Source organism: Methylotuvimicrobium buryatense 5G, from assembly GCF_000341735.1.
Lineage (GTDB): Bacteria > Pseudomonadota > Gammaproteobacteria > Methylococcales > Methylomonadaceae > Methylotuvimicrobium > Methylotuvimicrobium buryatense.
On sequence record NZ_KB455575.1, the window covers coordinates 2,504,842 to 2,518,811 of the forward strand.

General features: G+C 50.2%; 12 protein-coding genes. 7 read left to right on the forward strand and 5 right to left on the reverse strand.

The features are described from left to right. Nucleotides 1-31 precede the first annotated feature (31 nt). On the reverse strand, nucleotides 32-1,387 hold the full coding sequence (gene nhaD, locus METBU_RS0111075) for a sodium:proton antiporter NhaD (protein WP_138767275.1): 1,356 nt from the start codon (nucleotides 1,385-1,387) through the stop codon (nucleotides 32-34). A gap of 395 nt (nucleotides 1,388-1,782) precedes the next feature. Between nhaD and METBU_RS0111080 the strand changes: the two genes are divergently transcribed. The 5 genes from METBU_RS0111080 to METBU_RS28420 all read left to right on the forward strand — a co-directional run bounded on the left by METBU_RS0111080 (nucleotide 1,783) and on the right by METBU_RS28420 (nucleotide 6,076). Beyond that, entirely contained in the window at nucleotides 1,783-3,435 is a 1,653-nt protein-coding gene (locus METBU_RS0111080) for a nitrite/sulfite reductase (RefSeq protein WP_017840694.1), read from the forward strand. Further along, complete coding sequence (locus METBU_RS0111085; RefSeq protein WP_017840695.1) at nucleotides 3,422-3,877, forward strand: DUF934 domain-containing protein; 456 nt, start codon at nucleotides 3,422-3,424, stop codon at nucleotides 3,875-3,877. The genes METBU_RS0111080 and METBU_RS0111085 overlap by 14 nt, the downstream gene beginning before the upstream one ends. A 586-nt stretch (nucleotides 3,878-4,463) precedes the next feature. Then, nucleotides 4,464-4,667, forward strand: a complete 204-nt coding sequence (locus METBU_RS28755) for a hypothetical protein (RefSeq protein ID WP_235726404.1) — start codon at nucleotides 4,464-4,466, stop codon at nucleotides 4,665-4,667. Nucleotides 4,668-4,686: 19 nt separating this feature from the next. After that, nucleotides 4,687-5,481: a hypothetical protein gene (locus tag METBU_RS28415; RefSeq protein ID WP_201764913.1), complete on the forward strand. Its 795-nt coding sequence runs from the start codon at nucleotides 4,687-4,689 to the stop codon at nucleotides 5,479-5,481. A 22-nt stretch (nucleotides 5,482-5,503) separates the two neighbouring features. Further along, nucleotides 5,504-6,076, forward strand: coding sequence for a hypothetical protein (locus METBU_RS28420; protein ID WP_201764857.1), 573 nt, complete (start codon nucleotides 5,504-5,506; stop codon nucleotides 6,074-6,076). Between the two features lie 98 nt (nucleotides 6,077-6,174). Here the strand turns inward: METBU_RS28420 and sucD are convergent, their stop codons facing one another. Both sucD and sucC read right to left on the reverse strand, forming a co-directional pair. Further along, nucleotides 6,175-7,044: a succinate--CoA ligase subunit alpha gene (gene sucD, locus METBU_RS0111100; RefSeq protein ID WP_017840696.1), complete on the reverse strand. Its 870-nt coding sequence runs from the start codon at nucleotides 7,042-7,044 to the stop codon at nucleotides 6,175-6,177. Further along, entirely contained in the window at nucleotides 7,041-8,207 is a 1,167-nt protein-coding gene (sucC, locus tag METBU_RS0111105; RefSeq protein WP_017840697.1) for an ADP-forming succinate--CoA ligase subunit beta, read from the reverse strand. The genes sucD and sucC overlap by 4 nt, the downstream gene beginning before the upstream one ends. 545 nt (nucleotides 8,208-8,752) lie before the next feature. Between sucC and METBU_RS0111110 the strand changes: the two genes are divergently transcribed. Beyond that, on the forward strand, nucleotides 8,753-10,384 hold the full coding sequence (locus METBU_RS0111110; RefSeq protein WP_017840698.1) for a sensor histidine kinase: 1,632 nt from the start codon (nucleotides 8,753-8,755) through the stop codon (nucleotides 10,382-10,384). Next, nucleotides 10,381-11,718, forward strand: coding sequence for a sigma-54-dependent transcriptional regulator (locus METBU_RS0111115; RefSeq protein ID WP_017840699.1), 1,338 nt, complete (start codon nucleotides 10,381-10,383; stop codon nucleotides 11,716-11,718). The genes METBU_RS0111110 and METBU_RS0111115 overlap by 4 nt, the downstream gene beginning before the upstream one ends. Nucleotides 11,719-11,968: 250 nt before the next feature. On the opposite strand, the gene METBU_RS0111125 is transcribed toward METBU_RS0111115, so the two are convergent. Together METBU_RS0111125 and METBU_RS0111135 are read right to left on the reverse strand one after the other, a co-directional pair. After that, nucleotides 11,969-12,418 carry a hypothetical protein gene (locus tag METBU_RS0111125; RefSeq protein ID WP_017840700.1) on the reverse strand — a complete coding sequence of 150 codons (450 nt, stop codon included), beginning with the start codon at nucleotides 12,416-12,418 and terminating at the stop codon, nucleotides 11,969-11,971. Nucleotides 12,419-12,746: 328 nt separating this feature from the next. Beyond that, the gene (locus METBU_RS0111135; RefSeq protein WP_017840702.1) at nucleotides 12,747-13,967 is read right to left on the reverse strand and encodes a UbiH/UbiF/VisC/COQ6 family ubiquinone biosynthesis hydroxylase; all 1,221 of its coding nucleotides are present in this window, start codon (nucleotides 13,965-13,967) and stop codon (nucleotides 12,747-12,749) included. Between the last annotated feature and the right edge of the window lie 3 nt (nucleotides 13,968-13,970).

A 13,970-nucleotide genomic window follows, 5' to 3' on the forward strand; every position in this document is an offset into this window, starting at 1 on the left:
GGAGCGTCAACGCGAAGCCGATGCGCCATGATTAGCCGTTCACCAAGTAGTGAGCGAAAATACTGGCGGCATAACCGGCGGCGATCGCCGGCGTCCATTTCAGATGACTGAAGAAGGTGTATTTATGATTGGACTGCCCCATCAACGCTACGCCCGCCGCCGAACCGATCGACAGCATCGACCCGCCCACACCGGCGGTCAGCGTAACCAGCAACCATTGGTACAAGTCCATATCCAAGCCCATGTTCAATACCGCGAACATCACAGGAATATTGTCGACAATCGCCGACATCACACCGACCAGTATGTTGGCCGAGGTAAATCCGAGTCCGTCGTACATCGCGACCGACATCAGTTCGAGATAGCCTATATAACCCAACCCGCCTACCGCGAAAACGACGCCGAAGAAGAAAAATAAGGTATCCCATTCGGCATCGCGCACTTTGTTGAAGATATCGAATTCGTAATCTTCGTTACTGCGGTATAGCGTGGTGATATGAAAACCGTAGAGCATCAAGACCGAAAGTCCGAACATCATGCCCATGAACGGCGGCAAATGCAGGAATTGCTTGAAGCTGACCGCCGAAACGATGGTCAATGCGAACAATACGCAAACCGTTACCGCACCCGGTTTCAATTCGATCGCTGCTTCGTGAACCGCCTCAGGCTGTTCGTTCGGCACCGCGAAATGCATGAAAGCGGCTGGCACAAGGTAATTGACCACGGACGGTATAAACAGCGCGAAAAAGTCGAAGAATTCCGCATAACCGGCTTGCCATACCATTAGCGTCGTGATATCCCCGAACGGACAAAACGCGCCGCCGGCATTCGCCGCAATCACTAGGTTAATGAGACCGATCGTGATGAATTTATCGTTTTTCTTACCGACCGCCAATACGACAGCGCCGACCAACAAGGCCGAAGTCAGGTTATCGGCAACCGACGACAGGAAAAACGTGATCACACCGGTAATCCAAAACAGCTTACGATAACCGAATTGCTTTCTGACCAGCCAGGAACGCAACGCTTCGAATACATTACGCTCGGCCATCGCGTTGATATAAGTCATCGCAACCAGCAAGAACAACATTAAAGCCGCGTATTCTTTCAAATTATACTCGAAGGCTTCGTGCAACTCTTCGACCGAAATGCCTTTCGAGGTCGCTAGAATAGCGGCATGCGCCCAAATAATACACGCCGCAAAAATGACCGGCTTGGATTTTTTCAATCCAGTAAATTCTTCGGCCATCACGAATCCGTACGCGATCACGAAAACTAATACGGTATAGATACCTCGCTCGGTACCGGTTAGCCCCAAGTTTTCAAACCCGCCCGCCAGCGCCAGCTCCGGCAGACACAAAGCCAGTATTACAAATATAAGCCGCAACAAAAGAACCCCCTGATTTAGTAAATTATTGGAAAAAGACCGTTAAAATTTTTCAAGCGGGATATTATAACCGCATAATAAACTTTGTCATTTTATCCGTGTCGGTATAATATTGCCGGTTTGTAATAATTCACACCCCCCTATCGTTCCCACGTTCCAGCGTCACTGCCATTAAGTTAAGGATTTTTCCGTTCGCCCTGAGCCTGTCGAAGGGTGAATGGAAAAGCCTGGGTCGATAAGTTAAGCCGTCCATGGTTCGACAGGCTCACCACGAACGGCTTAACTTAATAGCAGTGACGCAGAGCGTGGGAACGATAATTACCGGGGAACTGAATAGTTACGCCGGCTCACTTATTCGCCCTCCTAGGGCGCTTTTCCAACAGCTCATCCTCACTATGTACCAATACACTCAAGACGATCAAACGCTCATTGATGAACGTGTCGCCCAATTCAGAGGCCAAACCGAACGCTTCCTGAAAGGAGAACTCGACGGCGATCAATTCCGCGCGCTTCGCTTAATGAATGGCTTGTACATTCAAACTCACGCGCCGATGCTGCGCGTAGCCGGCCCTTACGGCCTGCTGTCGTCCAGGCAATTGCGCAAATTGGCCGAAATCGCCCGTAAATACGACAAGGGTTATTGTCATTTTACGACGCGCCAAAATATTCAATACAATTGGCCCAAGCTCGAAGAAGTCCCGGACATTCTCGCGGAACTGGCCGAGGTTCAAATGCATGCGATTCAAACCAGCGGCAACTGCATGCGCAATACCACGACAGACCCCTTGTCCGGCGTGTGCAAGGATGAAATCGAAGACCCCCGCCCTTACTGCGAAATTATTCGCCAATGGACTACGCTGCACCCCGAATTCGCGTTTTTGCCGCGCAAATTCAAGATCGCGGTCAGCGGCGCGCTGCACGATCGGGCCGCGACGCAATTTCATGATATCGGCCTGCATTTGGTTAAAAACGATGCCGGCGAAGTCGGCTTTAAAGTTTTCGTAGGCGGCGGTCTGGGTCGCACACCGGTCATCGGGCAAGTCATTCGTCCGTTTCTGGAAAAAAAGCATCTATTGTCTTATCTGGAAGCCATCGTTCGTATCTACAACTTATTCGGGCGCCGCGACAATAAGTACAAAGCCAGAATCAAAATTTTGGTTAAAGAAGAAGGCCTCGAAAAGATCACCGAACTGGTCGAGCAAGAATGGCAGCTGAACAAAAGTAGTCTCGAGCTAAGCAAGGAGCGTATTGAATTCATTAAAGCTCAGTTCGCGCCGCCGGCCTACGAAACCGGCGCCGATCTTGACTGCAGTTTCAATGATCGTCTCCAAGACAATCCGACTTTTGCAACTTGGGTCCGGCAGAATACCGCCGATCATCGCGTACCCGGTTATCGTGCTGCCTTCATTTCGCTGAAAGCGCCCGACACTCCGCCCGGCGACATTACCGATACGCAATTGGACTTGGTCGCCGATTTGGCCGACCATTTCAGTTTCGGCGAAGTCCGCAGTACGCACCGGCAAAATTTGATTCTTACCGATGTCAAGCAGGCGGATTTGTTTACCTTATGGCAGGAACTCGTCGCCGCCAATTTGGCCACGCCGAATATCGGCACAGCGACCGACATCATCTGCTGCCCGGGCCTCGATTTCTGTTCGCTGGCCAACGCTGGTTCCATCGGCATTACCCGCGAAATCAATCAGGCCCTGGACGATCTCGATTACTTGCACGATCTCGGCGATATCAAGATCAACATCTCGGGCTGCATGAACGGCTGCGCGCATCAGAGCGTCGGCCATATCGGGATTCTCGGCGTCGATAAAAAAGGCGAGGAATGGTATCAGATCACACTGGGAGGTTCGTCCGAAAACGAAGCCGCGATCGGGGAAAGACTGGGGCCTGCGGTTGCCAAAGATCAAATCACGCGGGCCGTGCAAGACATTCTCGATGTTTACATCAAGCAAAGACAGGAAGACGAGTCTTTCTTGACTACCGTTAATCGCGTCGGCATTACGCCCTTTAAAGAGCAAGTTTATGCAAATCATTAAAGATAAAAAAATCACCGAAGACCATTGGCAATTTGTCGCCGATGACCAAGACATCCCGCAAACCGGCGATATTACCGTTTCCGTATCTCGCTGGCTGAACGATAAAGACTCCTTTGCTCGGCGCGAAGGACAAACCGGTCTCAGAATTCGCTCGACCGATGCGCTTGAAGACATTGCCGGCGATTTAGCCGGAATGCCTTTGGTCGAATTGGACATCGCGATGTTCGGCGACGGGCGTTCGTTCAGTCAAGCTTGGCTGCTGCGCAACCGCTATCATTACCGCGGCGAAATTCGCGCGGTCGGTAATTACTTGATCGATCAGATATTTTATCTGCACAGAACCGGCGTCGATGCCTTTCAATTGGATGAAAGCAGAAAGCCGGAAGCCGCGCTGGCCGCACTGAACGATTTCTCGGTAGCTTATCAGCCGTCGGTGAATTAGCCGCTTCTCAGCTCTTATCCCGTAATTATTCCCCCTATCGTTCCCACGCTCCAGCGTGGGAACGAAGACCGAGACGCTCTAGCGTCTCGTAACGCTGGAGCTTCCTGTGACCGACACAACCTCCGCATATTCTCGATCAACTCCGACTTGCTCATTCAATCTTCCTTGATTGTCGGGAAGCTAGAGCTTCCCGAATAGGTTACCCAAGCTGGAGCTTGGGCAACAGCATAATGTTTTGTTTTGATTTGCATCTACGATATATTGAGGATGCAGTGTTTTCATATCGTATCTCCAGTATGTAGATGATTTTTTGGGGTTGGAAGTTTAGCTAATATGGCTTCGATACCGTTTGATATCACCTAACCCTCCCGGCTTCGAAATCGCGATCTGGGGATCGCTCTAGGCTGTCGAAACGCATGCATCAAATCACATACCTTATTAATATTCAATAACTTAAAATCATTCTGGATGCAATCGTTTGACCAAAACGACAGCTTAAGCCGCTTTTATTTTGCTCATAAAGCGACTAATCAATGACTTAGCTAAAAGAAGCACAACTATATGGTTTATAATCGTTCACTTTACAGTGATTTTATTTCCTCAGCTTGTGGATTTAAAATTATCGCTGTATGCGGTACAAATAGGTCTTATTTTAACCCATCCCCCAAATACTATGCTTCAAATGTCAAAACTACTAAACAGCCGCGATGAATGGAAAAACAAAGCGACTGAGCGCGCAGCTGAGCTTCGTGAGCTTAGAAAAACACAAAAACGTCATTTGAAAAAATAGCGGAACTGAAACGGAATAATTGCCAGTTAGAGCAGCTTGTCGAAGCAAAAAAAACATTACCTTCGAGCATCAGTCAACCCTAACAACCCAGGATATTGCTGTTGTACCCGCGAATCCTTCAACGGTTATTGACATAACACAAGCTCAGCAAACGCGACTTTTATGCGTGCTTATCGTGCTTGATGCGGTGGTTTCTTTTCGTAGCGTTCCGCGCATTCTTGAATTATTTCATTCACAAACATCGCTTGAATTACCGTGGACGCCACATTTTACTTCGGTGATTAACTGGAGTTTGCGCGTCGGCTTAGGGTTACTGCGCCAAGTGTGCCCAACGTGCGAGCCTTGGATTGCGATCATTGATTACTCCATTGATATAGGGACTAAAAAAGCACTGGTCGTGCTCCGCGTAAAAACACAGTCGCTGCGCCAACGCGGCAGCGCTATTCAATTACAAGATTGTGAATGTATCGGTCTTAAGGTGCGTGAAACGGTTAATCATCAGACGGTTTGCCAGGACTTAGAGGACATTTTTGCTATCGCCGGCGTACCTCAAGCGATTGTTAAAGACTGCGACTACACGCTGGCAAAAGGTGTGCGACATTGGTCGGCCAAACAAGGAAAACCGGTGCCCGTCATTGATGACATCGGTCACTGCATGGCCAGCGCGCTGAAAAGTCAATTTGAAAAAACAGCGGATTATAAAGCCTTTACTGCGGCACTGGGTCAAGGTGCGAAATGCCTGAGACAGACAGAATTTGCCTGTTTGACACCCCCTAAATTACGGACTAAAGGGCCGTTTTCAAAGCATCAGTAAACTCGGTGAATGGGGGGCTAAAATGCTGGATGTCTTTGCCGTTAAAGGCGGCGCGAAGAAAGGCAGCGTGTTAGCTAAATTACGGACGGTGTTTCCGGGCTTTTTACGGATGAAACCCTTTATTGAGCGCTTCGCGTTGACGACTAAAATAGTCTCAGAGGTGATGGAAATCATTAAAAACAAAGGGCTTAACAAAGTCACCTACCAACAATGTTACCAATTATCAAAAACATTGCCGCGAAATTCTAAAGTCAAAACACACCTACAAGCTTGGTTAAAAAAGCATGTGCAGATTCAAGCAGAGCTGACCGAACTGCCGTTGTTAAGCAGTAGCGATATTATTGAAACGCTGTTTGGAAATTATAAATATATGCTTGAACGCAGTCCGCAAGCTGACATGAATCGCTCCGTGCTATTGATTCCTGCTTTATGTGGCAGTCGAAAAGAAGCGGTGATTGACCAGGCATTAAATAAAGCATTTCAAGTAGATCTAGCACACTGGGAGGAGAAGAATATCCCTTATACGGTAAGAAAAAAGCGCCAAGAATTTTTTAAACATAAAAGCCAAAAATCGGGGAAAATAATAACGGACTAGATCAGTCTTTCGACAGGCTAGGATCGCTCCCACAGAACCATCCTATCTCTTGTGGGAGCCGCTATATCAGTCGCAGGGCGCGCATCGCGCGCCTTTTTCTAGCCGCAGACTTTTTTCATGACTTCGCCGATCTCGGTGGGCGAGCTGACCATTTCGACGCCGGCCGCTTTCATCGCGGCGATTTTGCTTGCCGCCGTACCTTTGCCGCCGGTCACGATCGCACCGGCATGACCCATGCGTTTTCCGGGCGGCGCGGTTTGTCCGGCGATATAGCCGACCACCGGTTTCGTGACATGCGCCTTGATGTATTCGGCCGCCTCTTCTTCCTCGCTGCCGCCGATTTCACCGACCATGACGATGCCCTGCGTTTGTTCATCGTCCTGAAAGCGGCTGATCACGTCGATAAAATTCATGCCGTGAATCGGATCGCCGCCGATACCGACGCAGGTGCTTTGACCTAAGCCTTCGCGCGTCGTTTGATGCACCGCCTCGTAAGTCAATGTCCCTGATCGCGACACGATGCCGATCTTGCCGGGCTGATGAATGAAACCCGGCATGATGCCGATCTTGCATTCGCCCGGCGTGATGATGCCGGGACAATTCGGGCCGATCAAAACCGCATCGGACCCGGCCATCGCGGCCTTGACGCGCAGCATGTGCAATACCGGGATACCTTCGGTGATACAGACGATCACTTTAATGCCGGCATCGAAGGCTTCCAATATCGCATCGGCCGCATAGAACGGCGGCACATAAATCACCGTGGCTTCAGCCTGCGTTCTTTGCACGGCCTGTTCGACCGTATCGAAAACAGGTAAATCGCAATGAGTCTCGCCGCCGCGTCCGGGCGTTACGCCGCCGACCAGTTGCGTGCCGTATTCGAGCGTTTGCAACGAATGGAAAGTGCCTTGTTTACCGGTAAAGCCCTGACAGATGACTTTCGTTGCTTTGTTCACCAAAATGCTCATACACCCTCCGCCAGTGCGACTACTTGTTCGGCGGCCTTTGCCAAGTCATCGGCCGCTACTAAATTCAATCCCGATTCCCGAAGTAATCTGCGCCCCGCCTCGGCATTCGTGCCTTCGAGCCGGACTACGACCGGAACCTTGACACTGACCTCCTTGACTGCGGCTAAAATGCCTTCTGCGATCACGTCGCATTTGACGATGCCTCCGAAAATGTTGACCAGCACGGCCTTGACATTCGGGTCGGCCAGAATCAATTTAAACGCTTCGGCGACTTTTTCGGTATTCGTGCCGCCGCCGACATCAAGGAAATTAGCTGGACTCCCGCCTTTCAATTTCACCAAGTCCATCGTCGCCATCGCGAGCCCCGCGCCGTTGACCATGCAGCCGATGCTGCCGTCCAAGGTAATGTAATTGAGCCCGAATTGCTGCGCCTTGTGTTCCTTTTCGTCTTCTTGACCGGGATCGCGCATCGCGGTGATATCTGAATGCGCGGCGACCGCGTTGTCGTCGAAATTGATCTTTGCATCGACCGCGATCAATTCGCCTGAATCCGTCGTCACGAGCGGGTTGATTTCGATCTGGCCTGCGTCTTTTTCCAGTAGCAGCCTATAGATGCCGGCCATGATTTTTTCAAGACTCTTGAATTGTGTAGGCTGTAATCCGAACGCAAATGCGACTTTTCGGCATTGATAAGGCTGAAGTCCGGCCGCAGGATCGACTTGAAACGATATGATTCGGTCCGGCGTTTTTTCCGCAACTTCTTCGATATCCATGCCGCCGTCCGCCGATGCGATAAATATCACGCGTTCGCTGCCTCGGTCGACCAATGCGCTTAAATAAAACTCGCGATCGATTTGCCCGGCCTTTTCGACATAAAGCGTCTCGACCGGCAAGCCTTCAGCGCCGGTTTGCTGCGTCACTAAGCGCGTGCCCAACAATTTACGGCTGAATTCGGTAATCTCGTCTAAACTTTTGGCAATTTGGACGCCGCCGGCCTTGCCCCGCCCGCCCGCATGAACTTGCGCCTTGACGACCCAAGCATTGCCGCCGAGTTCGCGCGCGACCTGTTCGGCATGTCCCGCCGTTTCAGCCGGACTGCCTTCCGGCACTGGAATGCCATAGAGTTTGAACAACTGTTTAGCCTGGTATTCATGGATGTTCATCGTTATTTTCCGGTGGTTAAAAAATTACCTGATATCTTGCTTACATTTAGGTCCAATTCGAAAATATAGCTTTCTATATTAGACCGGTAAACAAACTCCCGTATTTATCCTGCTTCTCGAACCTGTTTACTATGAAAGTTTGTAAATTTGGACTCTTTATCTAATTTTTCGACATGAAGGCTACTCACTTAACGCGGGACAGTTTAAGGTTAATCCGTTCGTGGTGAGCCTGTCGAACCATGGGCGGATTAACCATCCACCCTTCGACAGGCTCAGGGCGAACGGTTAACCCTTAGTGCTTTTGTCCCGCCTTAAGGATTTGGCCGTAAATAACTTCCCTATTTTTGGAGGGTTCGGTTGCTCGATTGACAGGCGTCGGCGGCAAGGATAGCCGCCGTCGAGCCTACATGGACGTATTCACGGCGTCCTGTCGAGCGAGTGACCGCACCCTCCGCCACGCCTCGAACTGTCATTTGCCGGGGCGATGACCGGGCCTTCATGAATGTTACTGTAGGTTTATTTTAACCAAGCCGCAATAAAACACCATGCTTAATGAACTCAAACCGGAAAACAAATCCGATATTATTTATCCTTGTCCTTTTTCGATGGGATACGGCATCCCTCGCCAACAAGCCTGGCTGCTGTTAAAAGTTTTCCTGACTTACCGGCTGATTCTGGCTTGCTTATTCGTGATGTTATTCTTTAGCCAACTTGGTCCCGGCACGGGAGCCCGTCACGACGAATACTTGTTTATCATCAGTGGCAGCAGTCATTTGGCGCTGACGATAATTTCCGGTTTTTGTTTGTTGCGGCGATTGATTAGCTATACCGTTCAGGCTCAAACACTCATTTTCACCGACATTATTTTCATTACGCTGATCATGCATGCTTGCGGCGGCATCAACAGCGGCGTCGGTATCTTACTCGCCGCATCGATCGCCGCAAGCGGACTTTTAATCGGCGGGCGATGCGCGCTACTATTCGCCGCCATTGCTAGTTTGGCCATTCTTGCCGAGCAGATTTATGCGTTCCAAACCCATAGCTTCAGAGATACCGCCTATACCTATGCCGCTATGCTCGGCGCTTCATTCTTTACGATCGCAATGCTGGCCTATGCGCTCGCGCAACGCACCGAGCAGTCCACCGCGCAGCAAAAAACCATCAACCAACTCGAGGAACTCAGCAAATACATCATTCAACATTTACAATCGGGAATTATCATTTCCGATCGCGACCATCAAATACGGATGAGTAACGAAGCCGCCGCAAGGCTTACCCAATGCTCAACAATGCCCGATCGTCTACATACTATTTCTCCCTATTTAGCGGAAGCTTTCTCGTACTGGCTGAACGACCCCAGCCAGGATTTCGCTGTGATTCCCTTAACGGACGGCAGCGAGATGCAAACCCGGTTTACGGCGCTTCCGACCCGGCACGAAGCGCTCAACATGATCATTCTTGAAGATATCGCGTTTTACAATCAGCGTTTGCAACAAAGCAAACTCGCCTCGCTTGGGCAATTAACCGCCAGCATCGCTCATGAAATTCGCAACCCGCTCGGCGCCATCAGCCATGCAGGACAACTCCTGGCGGAAAACATCGAATTATCGGACGAAGACCGGCGCCTAACCGAAATTATTAGAGATCATTCGACCCGCGTGAACAAGATTATCGAGGATATTTTACAATTGTCCCGGCGTAGCGCTTCGTTACGTAAAAAAGTCGACTTGATTCAATGGCTAGACGACTACATTGAGCAATTCTGTGCTGAAAACGGTTTCGCTCGCGATCTTTTCACCATGACGACCGAATCGAAGCACCCGCAAGCGTTGGTGGACAAAGGCCATTTAAAACAAATTCTCGACAATCTGTGCCAAAATGCCTTGAAATACGGCAGCCCGGAAAAAAAACTAATCTCATTAGCGATCCGTCAACATGAACAAATGCTCTGCATCGAAGTGATAGACTCCGGACCCGGCATCGATCCAAGTCACCGCAAGCATCTGTTCGAACCTTTTTTTACTACTTCGGCGCAAGGAACCGGTCTGGGGCTTTATATTTCGAAGGAATTAGCCGAGCTCAATCAAGCCAGGCTAAGCTATCATATTACCGACCAGAGCCAAAGTTGCTTCCGGCTCTGTTTACCGAACGCGGAACAAACTTTGATTGAAATATGAAACACCCCCTGACTTTAGTCGTCGACGACGAGCCGGATATCCGAGAGCTGTTAAGCATTACGCTCAAACGCATGAACATCGATACCTTGTGCGCGGAAAATGTCAGCTCGGCTCGCCGGTTGTTGCAACAACATCCGTTCGATCTTTGCCTGACCGACATGAAGCTACCCGACGGCAACGGGCTCGAATTGGTCGAATACCTTCAAAGCACGGGTAGCACGATTCCGATTGCCGTAATTACCGCACACGGCAACATGGACACTGCGATCAAGGCAATGAAAGCCGGGGCCTTCGACTTTATCTCAAAACCGGTCGATTTACCGGTACTTCGGCAAATCGTCACGAAAGCCTTACAATTAGCCCCCGATGCCGATACCAAGGAAAGGCGCACACGACATATTTTATTGGGCGAATCGGAGCCGATGCGCCAAGTCAGGTCTAAAATCGACAAGCTGGCGCGTAGCCAGGCGCCGGTCTATATCAGCGGCGAATCGGGGTCGGGTAAGGAATTGGTGGCGCGCTTGATTCATCAACAAAGCCCGCGTAGCGACAAGCCTTTTGTTGCCGTAAACTGCGGCGCAATCCCGCCCGAACTTATGGAAAGCGAGTTTTTCGGACATAAAAAAGGCAGTTTCAGCGGTGCAATTGCCGATAAAAAAGGTTTATTTCAAGCAGCCGAGGGCGGTACGCTATTTCTCGATGAAGTCGCCGATCTGCCTCCTTCGCTGCAAGTCAAATTACTCCGCGCGATTCAGGAAAAAAAAGTACGCGCAGTCGGCGAACAACACGAAACGCCGGTCGATGTCCGCATCCTGAGCGCCACGCATAAAGATTTGAATCAATTGGTTCAGGAAGGGGTTTTTCGGCAAGATTTATACTACCGGATCAATGTCATCGATCTCAATATTCCGCCGCTTCGCGAACGAGGCGCTGATATCGCGCAACTGGCCGAACACATTTTGGCTTCGCTCAATAGTAACAACTTTTACCGAGTTCAGCTTTCGGAATCAGCACTGACCGCATTGAAAAGGTATCGTTTCCCGGGCAATGTTAGGGAACTCGAGAATATTCTGGAACGCGCCGTTGCGCTCAGCGACGGCAAAACGATCGATGCGGACGATTTAAATCTGCCGATTAATCCGGAAATCGTCCCTGATGCGCCAGCGTTCGATCCGTCAAAAGCGTCGTTGGAAGATTATTTGGAAGATATCGAGCGAACCGCTATTACCATCGCACTCGAAAATAACCGATGGAATAAAACCGCAGCAGCAAAAGAGCTGGGGTTATCGTTCCGATCATTGCGTTACCGGTTAAAAAAACTGGGCTTGGACTAGGCCTTTCGAAAAAAGCCCTTTTCGCCAATTCCAGTGTTCTCGCTTTTTAATTTCAACATGTCTTGGAAAGTGTTGCCGATCATAGGTTATAAAGCGCCAGGCGTAGAGTGCGCATCGCGCACCTATGTCGGGACCTCTCGTCGGTTAGGCACCGTGGAAAGGTGCGCGATGCGCACCCTACAATGCTATCCATTGAACGGCTAGCAAACCTCAACCGTAAACCGCCCGACCGAGGTGATGCGGCAGCCTATTAGGCCCGGTATTTATCCATTTGCAGCAAACTGTCCAAAGCCGTTTTAATTTTGGCATTGGCTTCATCGTCCAATTCGCTGTTTTTATAGACTTTATCGAGCAAACCTTCTTTGACCATGGCCTCTTTTATCCAGCGCTTGGCAAAGCGGTAATTGGTCGGAATACTGGCCGTTTCGCCGGTCGCAGGATCGCGTAAACCGCTTTTGCTTACGGACGATTCATCAGCTTCAGGCGCCTTCGCCACTGGCTCTGGCGCTTTTTTAGCAGTTCGCTGCGCCGGTTTATTTTCGACAATTTTCACTTCAGCGGGTTTAGCGGTTTCGGCTTTCGCCGGATGCGAATCCTCTTTTGACTTAATGGCTTTCATATCGGCCACTTGATCGCCAACCACCGCGTAAACGACATAAGCTACAAAAATCGTCGTTAAAATAAACAATATTTCCGCCATATTCCCTTCCTCCAGTTAATTAATTGAGTTGCCTGTTTAATTCGCCATTCGGCAAGATCATTAGGCTGTTTGTTATTATCTTTTTCATCGTTTAAAAAAGCCGTGGACTTATTCGTTATTTTTCTTAACCTTGTCACCGACCACCATATAGACGACATACGCGACAAATATCGTCGTTAAAATATAAAACCCCGTTGCCATCGATTACTCCATTTTAATTTGTTATTCTATTTTCGCCGAAAAACAGGCCTTTTTTAATAAAAAACCAAGCGTTTCGGGATAACAGCGAATATACCAGAAGCCGCGCGACCGGGTAAACCGTAAATCCTTACCAACAGACCTGCCCTTTGGCCAAGCGCGGCAAGTCATCCCTTAATCCCATGGCATGACGGTTCAAATAATCTTTCAACGCCGTAGTATGATTGATACGGTTCATGCCGAACGAACGTAGTTTGGCGAACATCGGATTGCCGACCGCATAGGTTTTATTGATTAAATCCATACTCGCCATCATCATTAAGTTATCGCCTTTACGCCAGCGCTCATAATGCCTTAGATATTGAACACCCGATAACGGCCGCCCCGACCGTTGAGTGTCTATGACGGCTTCAGCCAAGGCTGCGGCATCCAACAAACCGGCATTGGCGCCTTGTCCGGCCAAAGGATGCATCGCATGCGCCGCGTCGCCCACCAATGCCAAATGACTGTCGGTATAGCGGTCGGCAAATTGAAATTTCAGCGGAAAGGCCGCGCGCGGACCGATCTTGAGCATGTTACCAAGGATACCGCCCGATGCTTGCTGTAATAGCCTTAAAAACTCGTCATCGGGCAATGTTAAATACTGTTGCGCAGTCTCGGTCGATAAGGTCCAGACGATCGAACACTGACCATCGAAAAGGGGCAAAAAAGCCAAAGGACCTTCTTCGAGAAACCGCTGCCATGCTGTCGCTTGATGCTCGAGCTCGGTTTGCACAGTCGCGACCAAACCGTCTTGTCGATAGGGCCAACCCGTCACGCCGATACCGGCCATAGACCGCAAGGCAGATTCGCGCCCATCGGCGGCAACCACCAAAGGCGCTTCAAAACTTTGCCCATCCGTCAATCTTAGGCGCCTGCCGTTTTCGATCGATTCCATGCGCTCGATTTCGGCAGGCGTGATGCATTGAACGGTCGGCAAGCCGTCCAAGATGTCCCAAAGCGCCGCGACCGTAATTCGGTTTTCGACGATATGTCCCAATTCGGGGAACACCGTATCGGCGCAATCGAAATGCAAATAGCCATCGGAGCGGCCATCCCAGACTCGCATGTCCTTGTAAGGCGCGGCGCCTTTTTGCACGATTCCGCGCCAAGCACCGACACCCTCCAGAATGGCCTGAGAGGCTTTGGTCAACGCCGATACGCGGATATCCCGCAGGCTTTCGTCCCATTGCCGCTCCGGACTGCGCCTGTCCAATAACATGGTTTCGACCCCGCCATACCCTAGCGCACAAGCCAAGGCCGCACCGACCATGCCGCCGCCGACCACTATCACTTCCGCTTGCATCGTCATCCG

Bases quoted from the DNA above. Each gene is read 5' to 3' on its own strand.
- METBU_RS0111080 (WP_017840694.1), top strand. From the start codon at position 1,783: ATGTACCAATACACTCAAGACGATCAAACGCTCATTGATGAACGTGTC.
- METBU_RS0111085 (WP_017840695.1), top strand. From the start codon at position 3,422: ATGCAAATCATTAAAGATAAAAAAATCACCGAAGACCATTGGCAATTT.
- METBU_RS28420 (WP_201764857.1), top strand. From the start codon at position 5,504: ATGCTGGATGTCTTTGCCGTTAAAGGCGGCGCGAAGAAAGGCAGCGTG.
- sucD (WP_017840696.1), bottom strand. From the start codon at position 7,044: ATGAGCATTTTGGTGAACAAAGCAACGAAAGTCATCTGTCAGGGCTTT.
- sucC (WP_017840697.1), bottom strand. From the start codon at position 8,207: ATGAACATCCATGAATACCAGGCTAAACAGTTGTTCAAACTCTATGGC.
- METBU_RS0111110 (WP_017840698.1), top strand. From the start codon at position 8,753: ATGCTTAATGAACTCAAACCGGAAAACAAATCCGATATTATTTATCCT.
- METBU_RS0111115 (WP_017840699.1), top strand. From the start codon at position 10,381: ATGAAACACCCCCTGACTTTAGTCGTCGACGACGAGCCGGATATCCGA.
- METBU_RS0111125 (WP_017840700.1), bottom strand. From the start codon at position 12,418: ATGGCGGAAATATTGTTTATTTTAACGACGATTTTTGTAGCTTATGTC.
- METBU_RS0111135 (WP_017840702.1), bottom strand. From the start codon at position 13,967: ATGACGATGCAAGCGGAAGTGATAGTGGTCGGCGGCGGCATGGTCGGT.